Origin of the sequence: Bacillus safensis FO-36b (genome assembly GCF_000691165.1) — a bacterium.
Classification (GTDB): domain Bacteria; phylum Bacillota; class Bacilli; order Bacillales; family Bacillaceae; genus Bacillus; species Bacillus safensis.
In genome coordinates this window covers 477,999-493,610 of the sequence record NZ_ASJD01000001.1, presented here as the reverse complement: position 1 = coordinate 493,610, position 15,612 = coordinate 477,999, and the positions used below count along the sequence as shown (strand labels likewise).

The following is a 15,612-nucleotide window of genomic DNA, read 5'->3' as shown; positions in this document are numbered from 1 at the left end:
TCACGATGCATTACATCATTTTTTAAAAAAGAGCATATAAAAAAACCTGACTTTTACAAGTACAGGTTTTTTGGTCATGATGTGGCTTCTTGCGGCTGCTCTTCAAAGATACGAAATCCTCTTTTTTCTAACGCTTTTGCAAGGCTATGCTCAGTATTTACTTTTGAGAAATCAATGCCCAGTTTCACTACAGTTTGAGCGATCTCTGGGCGGATGCCTGAAATAATCGTCTCAATTCCTAGCAGCTTCGCACTATCGACCACTTTAAACAGCTGATAAGCCACCATCGTATCAACAACGGGAACACCAGAAATATCAATAAATAAGTGTGTTAGACGCAGTCTTGAAGCCTGTTCTAGTACGGACTCCAGAATGATTTTGGCCCGGTACGTATCGATTTCCCCAATCAGCGGCAAAATCCCAATTTCCTTTGATACTGGAATAACTGGGGCACTTAGCTCTTGAATCATTTCTCTTTGTGCATTCAGCTGACTAAGTGTCACGCGGTCATATTCTTCTGATAAACGCTCAATCATGTCATCAAATGTGGCGTGAAAGTGCTGATTCCACTGACACACATCTTGCAGCGTCACTTCAAGCTCTGTTTCTTGGGTGAATGTCTCAATTCTCGAACAGAAAATGTGGCGGAAAATCTTAAACTGTCCAATGATTTCATATAACGGCACCTCGTGCACTGCTCGATCACGTGCAATATCAACAGACCACTTTTTCAAATGGTTTTCTACTTTGTCAGACAGTGTCACAAGCGTGGCTGCAATGGTTTGAATAAACGCTGTGTTCTGTTCCTTCAGCTTCTTTTCCGTTTCCTCTGAAGCATGTTTAGAATATAATGAGCCTTCTTCTGTTCTTGTTTTTAGCCATTCTTCGGTCATGACAGGGGCTTCTTTTAGGATAAATTCGTATAATTGCTTTGATTTTTCATTTTTCATTTATTTCTTTCGCTCCTTTTTCACTAAAACTCGTGACATACAACTTTTATGTATAAATGACCGCAGATGGTGAACAATAACATTACACGTTTGATATTGGGCTATAGCCAAGTGGTAAGGCAATGGACTTTGACTCCGTGATCGTTGGTTCGAACCCAGCTAGCCCAGTTCAGCACAAAAACGAAGACGGCTGAAGCTTGTTTCAGCTGATCTTCGTTTTTTATTAGGATACCGATTGATGAATCGCTTTCTTCTTTGATATTTTCATAAGTTCTCCGGGATTATAGCCGACCACTAATTTATTCCCATCAATGATGATTGGTCTCCGGAGCAGCTTTGGTTTTTCAATGAGAAGCTGTAAGACCTCGTTTACTTTTAAGTCATTAATATTTAAATTTAAGCTTTTAAAAGCCTGACTTCGTGTGGCTAAAATTTCATCCATTCCTTCTGTTGTTAAAGAAAGAATCTTTTTTAATTCATCTAGTGTTGGCGTTTCTCTGAAAAGGTGACGCTCTTTAAAATCAATTTGATTCGCCTTTAACCAATGTTTTGTTTTGCGGCAAGACGTGCAGCTCGGGTATGAATAAAAAGTAATGTCACTCATTAGTCTTCCTCCTTAGGTCGTTAACCTTTTCTCTTATGGAGTAAGTACCCTCATGTTTTTCGGCATAAACACTTTTTCATCATTTTTTCAAAAAAATTTTTTCTGCATTCAAAATAAATTGTTCACATGATGTCAAAAATGTAAATGTTTACATAACAAGTGATGATCAGCTATAATATGAATCAAAGGGGTTTTTAAGGGGAGGGAAAGAAATGAATCGCATGTTCCGCGTTCTTGGCTTTTGGACGGGTATTTTTGCTGTCATGTTCTATTTAGGACATATGAAAGATGCATCGCTGCTATTCTTCGGTCAAACCGTTCTTTTTGTATTTTTATCCTACTTGAATTTATCCGAAAGAATGTATATTTACATTTTCGGAGCGTACTTGACGATTTTCTTTGCCGGATTTACATATTATTCGATTTTCATCATGGTTCCCGGTACCGGACATTAATTGAAAAAAGCATCTCTATAAAAAGAGATGCTTTTTTTCATACGTTTAAAGAGAAAATCCATTAATAAACGGATTTTGCTCCTGCTCCGTCAGCACAGTGGTTTCTCCGCCATGTCCACTTAAAACAAGAGTTGATTCTGGCAATGACAATAATTTATGATGGATTGATTGAAGCAGCACTTCCTGACTGCCGCCTACTAAATCTGTTCTTCCGATGCCGCCTTCAAATAGCGTGTCACCAGAAATAACAAATCCCTCTTCCGCCGAATAGTAAGACACACTGCCAGGTGAATGCCCTGGTGTATGGAACATTTCTAATGTAAACGACCCAATTTGAAGCGTTCCTTCTGACGTAATCAATTTTTCAGCTTCTTTGACCGTAATTCCATTCCCAATCAATCGAGCTGAACCGTTTAATTCAGCGTTCGTGAGCCATTCTTTTTCATTTTCGTGTACATACAGCGGCACTCCCCACTCTTCGCGCACCTCATCTGCCGCGCCAATATGATCAAAATGAGCATGTGTCAATAAGACAGCAAGCGGTGTAAGCTGTTTTTCTTTTACATAGGAAATCAGCTTTTGCGCTTCACCGCCTGGATCAAAAATTAAGCATTCTCCCTGCTCATTTTTCCAAATATATGCGTTCGCTTGTACATAGCCTAGTGGCATTCTTCTCCAATTCATTTTCATCACCTACTTTATTCATTCTTTTTTATTATGAAGGCTATTCAATAAAAATTCAAACAATCGTCAACTGGAATCTACTCGACAAGCTTTATGAAAACGGTTAAAATGAAAAGAAAGGAAATCAAGGGGATTGATGACAAAGGGGGACTTTCACATGATGCTCGTCATTATTTTTGGTCTAGTCACGATTTTAGCTGCGCTCGGCATCTATCGCTCACTAAAAAAAGTGAACGTACTTGCCATCGCTTTTGCAGGCGCTACATTTTTGGTTTTTGGATGGTTCACTGTCATGACCATCATCTATAGCGGTTATCCAACTGCACATTAAAAGCCTGCTTATAGCAGGCTTTTTTATTGATTTAAATGCTTATTCACGCTTTCTAATTTGCTTGTAAGTGTTGTGGTTTGATCCCGTCTGTCATCGATGCGAATATTGGTCGCTACTCGGTGCAATCCCTTTTCAAAAGGGGCTTCATGAATGCGCTGAATGACCTCAAATAAAACGGATAATTCGCCTTCAATTAACGTATTCATCGGTGTTAATTGAAATTTGATTTTCCCTTCTTGTTGAAAGCCTTCTAAAATTCTTTGTACATCTGCTACATAAGCACTGACACTTGGTGTTTCAGTGCCTATCGGAATGATGGTGACGTCTGCTATAGCCATAATTTTTCTCCTTTCCATTAAATTCTCATGTTTTCTCGTCCTCATTGTAACCTATCCTCATTCAATCATGCCATGCTTACGTTGCGTTTACGGCAGGTTTGTCTCGTTCTATCGTCAAATCCGCTCTCTCTACCTTCCCGATCTTTGTAAACAGAAGCAGGCATATACCTGAAACAGCTTCAATGATGCCGCCGGCCGCAATGACATACCCAGATCCAAATATTGTTGCCATATAGCCGCCAAGGAGGGCGCCTAACGGAATCATTAAGTAGGAAATCATGTTGATGATCGCATACACTTGCGGCTGATCCTCTGCCTTTACTGACAATTGAATCATCGTATGTTCGGGTACGTTAACTGCACTAATTGCTGCTCCTAAAGCAAAAGCTGATATAAACACAAGAGGCAACAATGCGTTCATACCTGTGATGAAGAAGGCGATTCCATCAACGATCCCAGCGCCTATAAACAGCAATCCATACCGATTCACTTTTATCTTTGTCAAAACAAACCCCATCAAAAATGCGCCTAGTGCAGTTGTGACTTTGATGAATGAATAGACGACCGGTCCACTATGTAAGTCTTCCGTTAAATAAATAACAGACAATGCTTCCCATGGTGCCGCAGCAAAGTTTGAGCAGACACAAAAAATCGCTAATGGAAACAAAATATGGTGGCTTCTAACAAGTGAAAAACCTCGAATTAATCTTTTGCCGTAAGATAATCCTTTTTTGGCTTTATCGATGATGACGTCTGTTTGATATGAAATCATGAACACCAATAAAGCGGACAAAAGGTAAAGAGGAATGATCACAAGCATTGTATAACCTACGCCTACAAATGCAATCATGACACCACAAATCGTGACCGTCACAAGTCTTACTACATGACTTGCTGATTGGATGGTTGCATTCGCTTTTTGTATGAAGTCCTCATGGACAAGCTTTGGAATAATCGATACAGATGCCGGTTCATAGGAACCTCCTGTCGCCGAATGCAGCAGCATACAGCCAATGATGAGGACTAATGGTGTGAAACCATAAAAGTAACTAACCACAATTACAAGGATAATCGCTGCTCTTGTTAAATCAGCAAAGCACATCCAGAATTTCAATTGATGCGGCTTCATCATGGGCGTAATAAATGGCCCAACAATCGCTTGAGGGACAAAGCTGACCGCAATAAAAAAAGCTGTCCCTATGGCCCCTTTCCCTCCTAGTACTAAAAGCCACAAGATGGTGTTGAAAGATAAACTATCAGCCGTAATTTTGCACATTTTAGAAACAAATAAATAAGTAAAATTTCTTTTCCACAGGCTTTGCGCACTCAATAGTCGACATCTCCCTAAATCATATCCTTTTTTTTACATCCATATCTTTCACAATAGCTTACAAGGAGACCTTCGTCAATTGCTTCAACATTGTTTTTATTGACCATAAGCAATTGATTGTTTCTCAGAATATGAAAAAGCACCAGACAGGTGCTTTTAACACTTACACGCTTCCCACAAAAGCCGCTTTGTTTTTTCATAGATCGAATCAAATTGAACCATGGAAAGAGGATTTTTCCCTAGACCAAGCTCGACTGTATAGCCCTCATTATGAAATTGATAAATAAACCAATCGCGATAGCCTGCATAGCTGTCGAGATATTGGATCGGTTTGTAGCCGCTCACTAGTTCGAATCGTTTGACCGTTTCTTTTGAGATGGCTGGCTCATGGCCAAGAAACCCCCAATAGATCTCTTCTCCTTGTGTATGAAGGGCGATCAGCCGGTCAAATCGTTTTCGCAACGCAAGATTGGCCATCGCTTTCGCTTCTGGTTCTGTTAATGGCTCGCGCCCAGGATAATCCCGGTAGGACGGTGCTTTCGACTGATGACGATAATACTCGATTTCCCAATAAGCAGGGAATTGATTGTTTAAATCCACCCCTCGAATATTTGCTTTCCATTCCCGGTAATCAGTATATCCACCGTTTAGCAGTGTGAATTCTTCACGATGAAGACCTAGTGACTCCGGTCCATTACGAACCAAATCCACTCCATCTGGATTGACCATTGGCACGATGGATAAAGCGGTGGTCTGCAGGATATGAACCGCTTCATAATGTCTTGCCTGCACTGGGTCAGACGCTGCTAAGCAAAGCGATTTCAACCATTTTAATAAAACAGACGTCGTAATCCATTCATTTGCATGAAATGAGGCATTGAGATGAATAGAATGTAAATGCTGAACAGGCTCTGTTCGGATCTCATAAATAGGTGTATCAAGCACTGAATGGCCAATGACGCTGATATGAAGAAAAGGAAATACGGCTTTCAAGCGGCTCAGCTCTTCTTCTAATCGAGCGCTATCATATTCAAATGTTCCATTAATCCAATCATCGGATTGCTGCAGTCTGTAAGGTGCAATAAATCTCTGCACATCACCTATCGAATCAAATACATGGACTCCTTCTGGAAGTCTATATCCCGGTAAAAGAAGGTTATCAGTGCTTGATTGATTAGATAAATGAAAAGCAGCTTTGCCAATACCAAGCTGCTTTGCCACAGCATCCCTCCCTGCTTCATCCAGCTGCCATTCAATTTTTCCAAACGACGTTGTCTTCATTTACATCCCTCCTCTCATACTATATGAGCCGAAAGGCAAAAAAAGAAAACCCCTGCTTCTAAAATAGCAGAGGTTTTTTCATCTATTAGGACGCCTTTTTCAGCTCCGTTTCATCTTCTTTTTTGGATGGTGAATGGTCCGGGCTGTTTCGATCATAAAATCTAAGGAGATCCCCGTAGATGATTTGATCAGAGAACTGAAGCTCCTGCTTCGCCTTCTCTTCATAAGACTGACAGACGTTTTTATCATCTGCTGGCTCGCCTGTCTCTTTATTGTAGCAAACACCATCTGTAAAAATGCTGTCCTTCGTAATAAAGCTTCCATCACGGAGTACTGTAAAGTCATTCTTATCTTTCGATAAAAGGTCATGACCAAATTGAATTTGTTTACTTGTATCAATCCCTAGAAGATTGAGTACAGTTGGGCGGATATCGACCTGACCGCCTACCGTATCAATTTCTTTTGGATGTTGATCTGTCACCCCTGGAATGTGTACAACAAACGGGACTTTTTGAAGCTGTACTTCTTCAAATGGCGTAATCTCTTTATTTAAAAATTGTCCCATGGCTTCGTTATGGTTTTCAGAAATTCCGTAGTGATCCCCATACAAAACAAAAATGGAGTTATCGTATAACCCAGCTTCCTTCATCTTTTTAAAGAAAAGCTTAAGGGCTTCATCTTGATAACGCACTGTAGGGAAGTACTTGTTCAGCGTTTTGCTTTTTGAATCATATTCATCAATGAGCTTATCTTCTTCATCTAAATCAAAAGGGAAATGGTTCGTTAATGTAATCAATCTCGTATAGAAAGGCTGCGGGATCGATTTCATTAATTCAGCGGACTGCTCAAAGAACGGACCATCTTTCAGTCCCCAGCCAACTGAGTTTTCTTCATTCACATCAAATGATTTAATATCAAAGAACTTATCGTAGCCAAAGCTATCGTAGATAAGGTCACGGTTCCAGAAGCTTTTGTTATTCGCATGAATAACAGAAGAGTGGTAGCCCTCATCCTTTAACAGCTCAGGTGTCGCTGTAAACTCATTGCTTGGATTTGTGAAGAACACAGCCCCTCTTCCAAGTGGATAAAGTGAATTATCTACAATAAACTCTGAATCAGATGTTTTCCCTTGACCTGTTTGGTGATAAAAATTAGTAAAGTTATAGCTCTTCTTGATCAATTTGTTTAAAAACGGAGTAATTTCTTTCCCGTTTAATTTTTCATTGATCACGAAACTCTGTGTAGATTCAAGTGATACAAGAATGACATTTCGTCCTTTTGCTTGACCAAATGTCTTTTCATTACGGTCCGTTTGATTTGCGCTTACATAGTTTTCAATTTCAGTTAAGCTATTACTGTCAGCAAGAGCTCGTTGGGCGGACTGCTTCGATTGCAATACCCCATCATAAATATGGAAGTTATATAAGCTGATATTTTTCACCAGCATCTCACGGTCAAATGAGCGAGTAAGGAGTTCTGGTCGTTCTGTTTCAGCTAAACCAAGGTTAAAGAAGAATGTAGCTGCCACAAATAAGTAATAGGCCGCTCGTTCTTTTCGTGAAATTGTGACATCTGTTCTAAAGGAAGGCTGTTTTTTATAGAGCCAAATTAAAATGATGATATCAACAAACATCAGTAAATCGACTGGTTCAATTAAAGAGGTAATACTTGACCCGAGGTCACCCATATTGTTTGTTTGAAATAGGACGGGGATGGTTAGAAAATCACTATAGAATCGATAAAACACAATGTTGGCTAACAAAACGAATGTTAGGATAAAGCTTGTCACGATGATATATCGATTGCGGTTTTTTTCTTTGAAAAATAAACCGATACCGAAGATAAACAAGAGAAAGCTAAGCGGATTAATAAACAGGATAAACTCCTGCATGAAATTTTCAATTTTAATATTGAAGCTAGATTTATAGATAACATAGGTTTTGACCCACATCAGCAATGTCGCAATCAGTAAAAATGAAATCGCCTTTAATCTATTCTTTCGCATTGTAACCTCCTTATGCTAAGCGCGCACCCAGGCTCTGGATATACCCTAATTATTGGTGCTTCTAGAAAAATAACTAAAGTATATCTTATCCTGTATATGATGGAAAATCAATGTCTTTTTCCTCATGACAAACTTATGAATATGCTAAACATCCAATTTCATGCCTATCTATCGCTTTTTTTAATAAAAATGACATCATTATGACTTTTTTGTTCAAGACAGCCATTTGGTTTTTGCCATCCATGCCCCGCCGATAACACCCGCATCGTTTCCGAGTGATGCAATTACCACTTCAACATCGTCAGCGCAAGGCGGGAAAGCATGTTGTTTCACAATGCGCTCTACTTTACTGCGAAGAAGCTCACCTGCTTTTGAAACACCGCCGCCAATCACAATTTTTGTTGGGTTTAAAGCACTAGCAAGATTCGCTAGGACAAGTCCAAGATGTGTCGTCACTTCTTCTACGACACGCATTGCAAGATCATCTCCATTTTCTGCCGCTTCAAATACATTCTTTGCCGATAGCGAAGCGAGCTTGCCAAGTGAAGATGTATGCTGCTCGGTTTCTAATTTATCCTTTGCAATCCGGACGATGCCAGTTGCAGATGCGATCGTTTCAATACAGCCTGTTCTTCCGCAGTTACACGGTGCACCTTGAAATGGAACAGCACAAATATGGCCAATTTCTCCGCCAGCTCCTGTTTCCCCTTGAACAACTTCACCGTTGACGATGATGCCGCCGCCAACCCCTGTTCCAAGTGTGACCATCAGGATATTTTTTGCGCCATCGCCTGCCCCCTTCCACATTTCACCGAGTGCAGCAATATTCGCATCATTTTCAATGACAGATGGAAGTCCCGTCTCTGCCTCTAGGTGATCTTTCAAGGGGTAGTTTGTCCAGCCCAGATTCGTTGTTTTATAGACGATGCCAGATACTTTATCTACAGGTCCAGGTGCACCCATTCCGATCCCAATAAGTGCTGATTTCGGCATACTGATCTCAACCAGTTTATGGTCAATTGATTTGGCAATATCGACTGTGATCGTCTGCCCGGATTTATCAGTAGGAATCTCCCACTTATGCTGAATTTCACCATATAGATTAATGAACGCAAGCTTAATTGTCGTACCGCCAAGATCAATACCTACAAACCAATCCCCTGTCATATGTCCTCCACCTTCACATTGTTTTTCGATTTAATTTGGCTAGCTCCATTTGAAGAATCGTCATTGCGTTTGACCATTCGGTCCGGTCAATGATGCCTGATGTATACATTTCCTTCAATTCGTCTGCCATAAATTCTAATTCTACTTCACGATCTCCGAAATACACATAATTTCCAAATCTCATGAGCAGCTGCTGTACATCATATAACGTTTTCATTGTTTCCACCATTTCTTCTCATCAACAGTTAGGATAAGCGTATTCATAAATGCGCTTTCAGTCAAGTCATTCAACGTGTTTGACTATTTTCGATATATTGTTTCAGCTTTAAAAATTGATCATTTTGAGGATCTTGTTTTAACGCTTTCGCTAATAGATCCTCTGCTTTCGCTGTCTCTCCTTTTTCTACGTATAAAAGCGATAAATGATACAGTTTATTTGGATCATCTGGATCTTTTTCAAGCGACTTTTGTAAAAATTGAATAGCCTTATCAAGTCGGCCCTGCTGCGCTTCCGATAGTGCATAGATATGAAGTGCCTCAGCTGATGCATCTTTATCGTGCACATATTCCTCTAGTCGTTCACTTGCTTCGCTGTACTTTTTCTCATCAAATAAACTTGCTGCCTCACTTGCTGCCGCTGCTTCCTTTTGATTGTCAGAATGAAACCCTGTATACAATCCAAAACCGCCAATAAAGAGCAGAGCAGCACTCGCAAGAAGCATTTTGACAGGCTGGATCTGTTTAGGCAGACGGACAGCTAATGCGGTGAAAAAACCGCCAACCAGGCCGCCAAGATGCCCTGCGTTATCAATACCTGATACAGTGAAGCCTATTCCTAGGTTAATGAGGATAATGACAATAATATTTGTCCCCATCGTCCGAAAGAAAAGCTTTCGATTTGAGATGGCTAAATATAACAGTGCGCCTAAGCAGCCAAAGATCGCGCCAGATGCGCCGGCTGCAATTGCCGTATTAAACACAAAGCTCGCTATGGAGCCAAAAATGCCGGAAATGAAATAGATGAGCAAAAATCTTCCCGACCCATAAATTCTCTCAACAGCCGCTCCAACGGACCAAAGAGCAAAAGTATTAAAGAGTAAGTGCGTCAAGCCAATATGTAAAAACATTGGTGTCATCAGGCGCCACCATTCACCCTCTAAGATCAGCACATTATTTTTAGCACCAAATGCTGTTAAAGTTGCGGTATTGGTACTTCCGCCTGACAGCTCAAGCAAAAGAAACATCACCACTTGGACAGCGATCAGCAAGTAGGTAAAAATGGGTCTGCCATTTTGAAACACGGCCCGTTCTCGTTCTCGCTGCTTTTCCTGATCATCAAATGCCTGAAGCACGTTCCTTTTCAGCTGCATGGCATCCTCAGCTGTATCTTCCTTCGCTTCTTCTACATTTACTGCAAGCGATGTATTCAGCCATTTTTGCAGTTCGTTTACATCGTTTTGAAGCGTGTCTGCATTGAGTAATACAGGAGTAACTGTCACCTTATTCTCTTTTTGCGGCTGACCGTTTAGGTCTTCCCAATCATCTACTGGAACATTAGATGTAAATTGCAGCTGCAGGAGATGAAGAGATCGTTTACGCATAGCTTCTCTCAGCTGATTGATCCGATATGTTTGCTCCTCGATATCTCGAACGATCTCCTGCCTGAAATTCACATCTTTTCTATATAGACGGATAAGATCATAACCTGAGTTTCGTGGTGCTTCAAAAAATATTTCATCTTCCGGGTACGGACTTTGAATCATCTCGTATCCTTTTTGTCTTAGTTCATCAACAACTCGCCAAAATAAACTATCTATGACAATCATACATTCGCGCTCCATTTTTTACATTATTATAGCAAGAATCGTTCTTATCCGCATTTCTAAACAAAAAAATCCCGGCTTTTGCGGGATTAGAATGCTTGGCGAATAAATTTCGTCCGAAAATATGGGATTTTCATCAGCCATTTAATCAAAAAGTGTCGGACTTGATTTTGGCCTAAAACCAAATTCATGAGCCGATAACGATTTTGCACGAGAACGAATGCAAATAGTGTGAACACAATGCTCCAAATCATTTTATTCATCATATTCCCTCCTATGTTCGTATCGTGGCTTAAATAGGATTTGTTTATGCATGAACTATCGTTTTTATCGCTTAAAAGGTCCCTTTCATAAGCAGGCCTTCACAATCTAATCCCTTGCTCTTTTGATTGAATATAATAGACCTCTCCGCACTCTGATTGATCATAAGAAACGTCAAATTGATGAAGGTCGATTAAATCCATGAAAGTATGAGGCAGCTTACAATTCTGCTCTAACTCCTCCACCTTGTGCGTAAAGTAACTGTCGTATGGATTTGGTGTATAAACATATACAGCGTCTAAACCAGGGTCATGTTCGTGAATACAAATCCAAGTTTGGTATGGCTTTTCAAAGCCTTCTAGCTGTTTTAGCAGCCTATAATATAAAGCGATATGAGCTTTGATATGCTCTCTTCTTATTTTTAAGCTATTTCCCCCGACTCCAAAAAAATCAGGGTGCGTAAGCCAAAAATAAAACCATGAATCACGATCAAGTTTTAAGTCACAAGTATTTACTTCCTCCCACATATGACGGAAGTATCTTTTCTTTCCACGAAATTTTTTCAAAACATATCCCCCGTCAGCTAAAATGCCTTTTAATGAAGAATGTTGATTGCTATCTTTCTTGTGACTTTTGATCACAAACAAGACCTTCGCTCAACACAAAAAGCCCGTTCATATGTATAAGCAGCGGACTTTTATTTTGGATATATGGTACCTTTCTCACTGACCATGATTGAGACCGGGATGTCGTGCGTTTCAGCCGGAATATGCTCAGTTTGCTGTACTGTCAAGCAAAGGGCAAGCGTTTCGCCGTGATAGTCAGCTAAGTAGCGGTCATAATAGCCGCCCCCATATCCGATACGGTAGCCTTGTCGATCGAAGCACACACCAGGCACAATGATCAAATCGATTGATTCTTTAGATGCAGCAGCCGACGCCAGAGGGTCTGGCTCTATTAGCCCAAAGTAGCGGGATATCATTTTCGTTTCCGGTGTATATTCATAAAACGTCATCTCTTTTGTTTCCGGAAAACAGGTGGGTACACATACTGTTTTCCCCTCCTGCCATGCTTTTTCAATTAGAGGCATTGTTGGTACCTCTTTTCCTCTAGACATGGTGAGTGCAATCGTATCCGCTTGTTTCCATGCTGACAGTTGAAACAAGTGCTCATGAAGTAAAGCGGTGCTTCGCTTGAATTCCTCGGCACTCATCTGGTCCAGCTTGGCTAATGTTTGAAGACGAAGCTCTTTTTTCACACAGATCATCTCCCATCATAAAAAAACAGCAGGAAAATTCCCTGCTGCTTACTTTGTTTCACGATGTAAAGTTTGTTTTTTATCACGTGAGCAATACTTTTTGAATTCAACGCGATCTGGATTGTTTCGCTTATTCTTTTTAGTAATATAGTTACGCTCACCGCATTCAGTGCAAGCTAGAGTAATATTTACGCGCATGTTTTTCCCTCCAAACTAAAATCAATTCACATTCAGACCTAACTATAATACCACTTCTAGCTTAGGAATGCTAGAATGTTTTTTCACCAATTTGAATTTCAGTCAATCCCGTCCGCGTTCTGATCCATATCACACGGTCATTTCATGAAAAATGGCCTGCTCCCCTATAAAACCTCAATCTTTGTCGTACTGTATACATGAGGAACCCTCTTTTATTTTGACAGCGAGCAAGATTTTCATACTCGTTTTTCATATAAAAAGAAAAAAGATGAAAAAAAGGTGATTTTTTCAGCAATTCCTTTTGAAACTAGCTTTTTTATGGTATAAAAAAGAAGGGTCGAAAACTGTCTGAAACAATCATGAAAGCCTTTTATGGCTTTCAGCATTAAAATATGAATAAAAGGTGATGAAACATGGAAATTGCAATTATCGGATTGCTTGTTGTCAGTATCGTACTGATCGCATTCTCATATTTTCAAAGAGAGCCGATTAAAGAAGTCGAGCAGGAACTTGAAACACTTCAACTATCTGCAATGCAAGAAATCTATAAACTGAAAAAGAAAATGAAGGTTCTTGAAGAAGAATTGCTTGAAACAAACATTGTCGTCCGCAAACATTCAGAAATTGATCCATCTATCGCAAGACAAATCATTTCAAAGCATCAAAATGGCATGTCTCCTGAGGCCATTGCGCGCGCTGAGCATGTATCTGTAGATGAAGTCAACATGATCATTAAAGACAACGAGAAGGTGCTTGTATGACGAAAAAAAGCATCCAAACGTTTGCGGCAGGTATGATTCTTGCAACTGGTGTTCTGGCGATCGTTTTTTTCCTCACTGGAAAAGATGAAGCTGCGGCTGATACAGCCACAAAAGAAACGCTCGCAGCGAAAGTAACAGACACTGATGTGAAAAACTATTTAGACTCTAAAAAAGAAGTCTCCGTCAGCCGTGAAACATATCAGCAGCTTCTTGATTATAAAGAAAAAGCACTGAAGGCAAATGAAGACGGCGATTCTAAAAATGATAAAGAAACATCAGACAAGCCTAAAGGCAAATCGGTCAAATTTGTTATTAAAAACGGGATGAGCACAAGTGATGTTTCAGACATGCTTGAAAAGGACGGAATCATCAACTCGTCTAAAGATTTTAATGATTACGTGATTGACGCCGGCTACCATAAAGAAATTCGTGCAGGCAAGTTCAATTTAAAAACAGGGATGACGTTTAAACAAATCGTCAAAGCCTTAACAAAATAACAATAAAAACCCCCTGGCGGCGCTGACCTCCAGGGGGTTTTTGTTATCCAAATCGACCAGATATATAATCATTTGTTCTTTGATCATTTGGCTCAGAGAACATCACATTCGTATCATTGACCTCAACAAGCTCTCCCATTAAAAAGAAGGCTGTTCTATCTGATACCCTCGCCGCTTGCTGCATGTTATGCGTCACAATGGCAATCGTGTATTTCTCTTTTAATTTCATAATCAATTCTTCAATCTTTAATGTTGAGACAGGATCAAGCGCTGATGTTGGTTCATCCATTAGTAAAATATCTGGGCTTGTGGCAATAGCTCTTGCGATACAAAGACGCTGCTGCTGACCGCCGGAAAGACCTAATGCAGGCGCACTTAAACGATCTTTCACTTCATCCCAAAGGGCAACATCACGAAGCGCTTTTTCAGCGATTTCTTTCAATTGCTGCTTGCTCTTCACGCCATGAATTCTTGGTCCGTAGACGACATTATCAAAGATTGACTGAGGGAATGGGTTCCCTTTTTGAAAGACCATCCCGACGTTTTTACGCAGTTCCACTAGATCAACGCGGCCTTTTAAAATATTGTCGCCGTTATACATCATATCTCCAGTGATTTTCACACCTGGCACTGTTTTGACCATAAGATTTAAGGTCTTGATAAACGTTGACTTCCCGCAGCCGGACGGACCGATAATTGCTGTGACTTCATGCTCTCTAATGTCTAAATCAATATGCTTCAGTGCGTGATGCTGTCCGTACCAAAGGTTCATATCATTCACACGAAACACTTCTTTTTTGGCTGTTTCAGTAGCTATTGCATTCATCAAAATCCACCCGCCTTATCCAAATCGACCATTGATATAGTCTTCTGTTTTTTGCTGCGCAGGACGTGTAAAGATACGTTCAGTGGCATCATATTCTACTAGATCACCGTTCAGGAAAAAAGCTGTATGATCAGATACACGTAACGCTTGCTGCATGTTGTGTGTCACAATGACGATCGAATAATCATTTTTCAACTCTGATAATAACTCTTCAATTTTTGCATTTGAAATCGGGTCTAGGGCAGAAGCGGGTTCATCTAATAAAAGAACGCTGGGCTTCATCGCAAGTGTACGCGCAATACAAAGGCGCTGCTGCTGACCACCGGATAATGACAAAGCCGAGCGGTGCAGACGATCTTTGACCTCATCCCAAAGCGCTGCTTTTGTTAAGCTTTCCTCTACCGCATCATCAAGCACTGATTTTCTTTTTTCCCCCGCATACTTTAACGCATGGGTAATGTTATTGTAGATCGATTTAGGAAATGGGTTTGGTTTTTGGAAAACCATGCCGATTTCTCTTCGTAAATTCACCACATTAATGCGGTCATCCAAAATATTGAGCCCTTCGTACATGATCGCCCCTTCACTTCTCGCACCTGGGATCAAGTCGTTCATGCGGTTAATGCTGCGTAAAAAGGTTGATTTCCCGCAGCCAGATGGGCCGATTAATGCGGTAATTGCGTTCTTCTCAATTTCAAATGAAATGTGATTGACTGCTCTTTTTTCACCATAATAAATGCTTAAATCCTGCACCTGTAAAATCTGTTCCGCTTGAAGTGGAGCCTTTTTTGCTGCAATCTCTTTTTTTTCTGCTAGCATTTGAACCATATCCCCTTCACACCT

20 protein-coding genes and 1 tRNA gene are annotated in these 15,612 nt (G+C 40.4%); 5 read left to right on the top strand and 16 right to left on the bottom strand.

Annotated elements, in window-relative coordinates; translation table 11 throughout:
• Positions 1–74: 74 nt before the first annotated feature.
• Positions 75–950, bottom strand: coding sequence for an STAS domain-containing protein (locus BA81_RS02510; RefSeq protein ID WP_024422979.1), 876 nt, complete (start codon positions 948–950; stop codon positions 75–77).
• Positions 951–1,047: 97 nt separating this feature from the next.
• On the opposite strand from BA81_RS02510, the gene BA81_RS02505 reads away from it, so the two are divergent.
• A tRNA-Gln gene (locus BA81_RS02505) sits at positions 1,048–1,118 on the top strand.
• A 55-nt stretch (positions 1,119–1,173) separates the two neighbouring features.
• Here the strand turns inward: BA81_RS02505 and BA81_RS02500 are convergent.
• Complete coding sequence (locus tag BA81_RS02500; protein ID WP_007501232.1) at positions 1,174–1,554, bottom strand: Spx/MgsR family RNA polymerase-binding regulatory protein; 381 nt, start codon at positions 1,552–1,554, stop codon at positions 1,174–1,176.
• 212 nt (positions 1,555–1,766) lie between these two features.
• Here BA81_RS02500 and BA81_RS02495 point away from each other — a divergent pair, with 212 nt between their 5' ends.
• Complete coding sequence (locus BA81_RS02495) at positions 1,767–2,009, top strand: DUF2626 domain-containing protein (RefSeq protein ID WP_003217440.1); 243 nt, start codon at positions 1,767–1,769, stop codon at positions 2,007–2,009.
• A gap of 45 nt (positions 2,010–2,054) precedes the next feature.
• Here the strand turns inward: BA81_RS02495 and BA81_RS02490 are convergent, their stop codons facing one another.
• Positions 2,055–2,693 (bottom strand): MBL fold metallo-hydrolase, encoded by a 639-nt coding sequence (locus BA81_RS02490; RefSeq protein WP_034280195.1) that lies wholly within the window; start codon positions 2,691–2,693, stop codon positions 2,055–2,057.
• 157 nt (positions 2,694–2,850) lie between these two features.
• Between BA81_RS02490 and BA81_RS19075 the strand changes: the two genes are divergently transcribed.
• On the top strand, positions 2,851–3,024 hold the full coding sequence (locus tag BA81_RS19075; protein WP_003217333.1) for a DUF2759 domain-containing protein: 174 nt from the start codon (positions 2,851–2,853) through the stop codon (positions 3,022–3,024).
• A 23-nt stretch (positions 3,025–3,047) separates the two neighbouring features.
• Here the strand turns inward: BA81_RS19075 and BA81_RS02480 are convergent, their stop codons facing one another.
• The 11 genes from BA81_RS02480 to rpmG form a co-directional block, all read right to left on the bottom strand.
• Entirely contained in the window at positions 3,048–3,362 is a 315-nt protein-coding gene (locus BA81_RS02480) for an MTH1187 family thiamine-binding protein (protein WP_034280193.1), read from the bottom strand.
• A 76-nt stretch (positions 3,363–3,438) separates the two neighbouring features.
• Positions 3,439–4,692, bottom strand: coding sequence for an MFS transporter (locus BA81_RS02475; RefSeq protein WP_034280190.1), 1,254 nt, complete (start codon positions 4,690–4,692; stop codon positions 3,439–3,441).
• Positions 4,693–4,848: 156 nt separating this feature from the next.
• Positions 4,849–5,973: a M14 family metallopeptidase gene (locus tag BA81_RS02470; RefSeq protein WP_034280188.1), complete on the bottom strand. Its 1,125-nt coding sequence runs from the start codon at positions 5,971–5,973 to the stop codon at positions 4,849–4,851.
• Between the two features lie 85 nt (positions 5,974–6,058).
• Positions 6,059–7,978 carry an LTA synthase family protein gene (locus BA81_RS02465; protein WP_034280185.1) on the bottom strand — a complete coding sequence of 640 codons (1,920 nt, stop codon included), beginning with the start codon at positions 7,976–7,978 and terminating at the stop codon, positions 6,059–6,061.
• A 213-nt stretch (positions 7,979–8,191) separates the two neighbouring features.
• Positions 8,192–9,145, bottom strand: a complete 954-nt coding sequence (locus BA81_RS02460; RefSeq protein WP_025092968.1) for an ROK family glucokinase — start codon at positions 9,143–9,145, stop codon at positions 8,192–8,194.
• 13 nt (positions 9,146–9,158) lie between these two features.
• Positions 9,159–9,362, bottom strand: a complete 204-nt coding sequence (locus BA81_RS02455) for a YqgQ family protein (RefSeq protein ID WP_008342322.1) — start codon at positions 9,360–9,362, stop codon at positions 9,159–9,161.
• A gap of 70 nt (positions 9,363–9,432) precedes the next feature.
• A complete protein-coding gene (locus BA81_RS02450) occupies positions 9,433–10,971 on the bottom strand; it encodes a rhomboid family intramembrane serine protease (RefSeq protein ID WP_034280182.1) in 1,539 nt (512 codons plus the stop codon).
• An 86-nt stretch (positions 10,972–11,057) separates the two neighbouring features.
• Complete coding sequence (locus tag BA81_RS19635; RefSeq protein WP_162176177.1) at positions 11,058–11,231, bottom strand: hypothetical protein; 174 nt, start codon at positions 11,229–11,231, stop codon at positions 11,058–11,060.
• Between the two features lie 99 nt (positions 11,232–11,330).
• Positions 11,331–11,795, bottom strand: a complete 465-nt coding sequence (locus BA81_RS02445) for a hypothetical protein (protein WP_034280765.1) — start codon at positions 11,793–11,795, stop codon at positions 11,331–11,333.
• A gap of 131 nt (positions 11,796–11,926) precedes the next feature.
• Positions 11,927–12,487 (bottom strand): 5-formyltetrahydrofolate cyclo-ligase, encoded by a 561-nt coding sequence (locus BA81_RS02440; protein WP_034280180.1) that lies wholly within the window; start codon positions 12,485–12,487, stop codon positions 11,927–11,929.
• A gap of 48 nt (positions 12,488–12,535) precedes the next feature.
• A complete protein-coding gene (gene rpmG, locus BA81_RS02435; protein ID WP_008360061.1) occupies positions 12,536–12,685 on the bottom strand; it encodes a 50S ribosomal protein L33 in 150 nt (49 codons plus the stop codon).
• A gap of 413 nt (positions 12,686–13,098) precedes the next feature.
• Here rpmG and BA81_RS02430 point away from each other — a divergent pair, with 413 nt between their 5' ends.
• Complete coding sequence (locus tag BA81_RS02430) at positions 13,099–13,446, top strand: hypothetical protein (protein ID WP_024422989.1); 348 nt, start codon at positions 13,099–13,101, stop codon at positions 13,444–13,446.
• Positions 13,443–13,943, top strand: coding sequence for an endolytic transglycosylase MltG (locus tag BA81_RS02425; RefSeq protein WP_034280176.1), 501 nt, complete (start codon positions 13,443–13,445; stop codon positions 13,941–13,943). Before BA81_RS02430 ends, BA81_RS02425 begins: the two co-directional genes overlap by 4 nt.
• Before the next feature lie 43 nt (positions 13,944–13,986).
• Here the strand turns inward: BA81_RS02425 and pstB (BA81_RS02420) are convergent, their stop codons facing one another.
• Both pstB (BA81_RS02420) and pstB (BA81_RS02415) read right to left on the bottom strand, forming a co-directional pair.
• Positions 13,987–14,769: a phosphate ABC transporter ATP-binding protein PstB gene (gene pstB, locus BA81_RS02420; RefSeq protein ID WP_034280173.1), complete on the bottom strand. Its 783-nt coding sequence runs from the start codon at positions 14,767–14,769 to the stop codon at positions 13,987–13,989.
• A 15-nt stretch (positions 14,770–14,784) separates the two neighbouring features.
• Positions 14,785–15,597 carry a phosphate ABC transporter ATP-binding protein PstB gene (gene pstB / locus BA81_RS02415; RefSeq protein WP_034280171.1) on the bottom strand — a complete coding sequence of 271 codons (813 nt, stop codon included), beginning with the start codon at positions 15,595–15,597 and terminating at the stop codon, positions 14,785–14,787.
• Between the last annotated feature and the right edge of the window lie 15 nt (positions 15,598–15,612).

What these genes read in the sequence shown, in the direction of transcription:
- BA81_RS19075 (WP_003217333.1), top strand. Translation starts at nt 2,851, where the DNA reads ATGATGCTCGTCATTATTTTTGGTCTAGTCACGATTTTAGCTGCGCTC.
- BA81_RS02450 (WP_034280182.1), bottom strand. Translation starts at nt 10,971, where the DNA reads ATGATTGTCATAGATAGTTTATTTTGGCGAGTTGTTGATGAACTAAGA.
- BA81_RS02460 (WP_025092968.1), bottom strand. Translation starts at nt 9,145, where the DNA reads ATGACAGGGGATTGGTTTGTAGGTATTGATCTTGGCGGTACGACAATT.
- BA81_RS02465 (WP_034280185.1), bottom strand. Translation starts at nt 7,978, where the DNA reads ATGCGAAAGAATAGATTAAAGGCGATTTCATTTTTACTGATTGCGACA.
- pstB (WP_034280171.1), bottom strand. Translation starts at nt 15,597, where the DNA reads ATGGTTCAAATGCTAGCAGAAAAAAAAGAGATTGCAGCAAAAAAGGCT.
- BA81_RS02430 (WP_024422989.1), top strand. Translation starts at nt 13,099, where the DNA reads ATGGAAATTGCAATTATCGGATTGCTTGTTGTCAGTATCGTACTGATC.
- BA81_RS02510 (WP_024422979.1), bottom strand. Translation starts at nt 950, where the DNA reads ATGAAAAATGAAAAATCAAAGCAATTATACGAATTTATCCTAAAAGAA.
- BA81_RS02495 (WP_003217440.1), top strand. Translation starts at nt 1,767, where the DNA reads ATGAATCGCATGTTCCGCGTTCTTGGCTTTTGGACGGGTATTTTTGCT.
- BA81_RS19635 (WP_162176177.1), bottom strand. Translation starts at nt 11,231, where the DNA reads ATGAATAAAATGATTTGGAGCATTGTGTTCACACTATTTGCATTCGTT.
- BA81_RS02455 (WP_008342322.1), bottom strand. Translation starts at nt 9,362, where the DNA reads ATGAAAACGTTATATGATGTACAGCAGCTGCTCATGAGATTTGGAAAT.
- BA81_RS02500 (WP_007501232.1), bottom strand. Translation starts at nt 1,554, where the DNA reads ATGAGTGACATTACTTTTTATTCATACCCGAGCTGCACGTCTTGCCGC.
- pstB (WP_034280173.1), bottom strand. Translation starts at nt 14,769, where the DNA reads ATGAATGCAATAGCTACTGAAACAGCCAAAAAAGAAGTGTTTCGTGTG.
- BA81_RS02470 (WP_034280188.1), bottom strand. Translation starts at nt 5,973, where the DNA reads ATGAAGACAACGTCGTTTGGAAAAATTGAATGGCAGCTGGATGAAGCA.
- rpmG (WP_008360061.1), bottom strand. Translation starts at nt 12,685, where the DNA reads ATGCGCGTAAATATTACTCTAGCTTGCACTGAATGCGGTGAGCGTAAC.
- BA81_RS02490 (WP_034280195.1), bottom strand. Translation starts at nt 2,693, where the DNA reads ATGAATTGGAGAAGAATGCCACTAGGCTATGTACAAGCGAACGCATAT.
- BA81_RS02480 (WP_034280193.1), bottom strand. Translation starts at nt 3,362, where the DNA reads ATGGCTATAGCAGACGTCACCATCATTCCGATAGGCACTGAAACACCA.
- BA81_RS02425 (WP_034280176.1), top strand. Translation starts at nt 13,443, where the DNA reads ATGACGAAAAAAAGCATCCAAACGTTTGCGGCAGGTATGATTCTTGCA.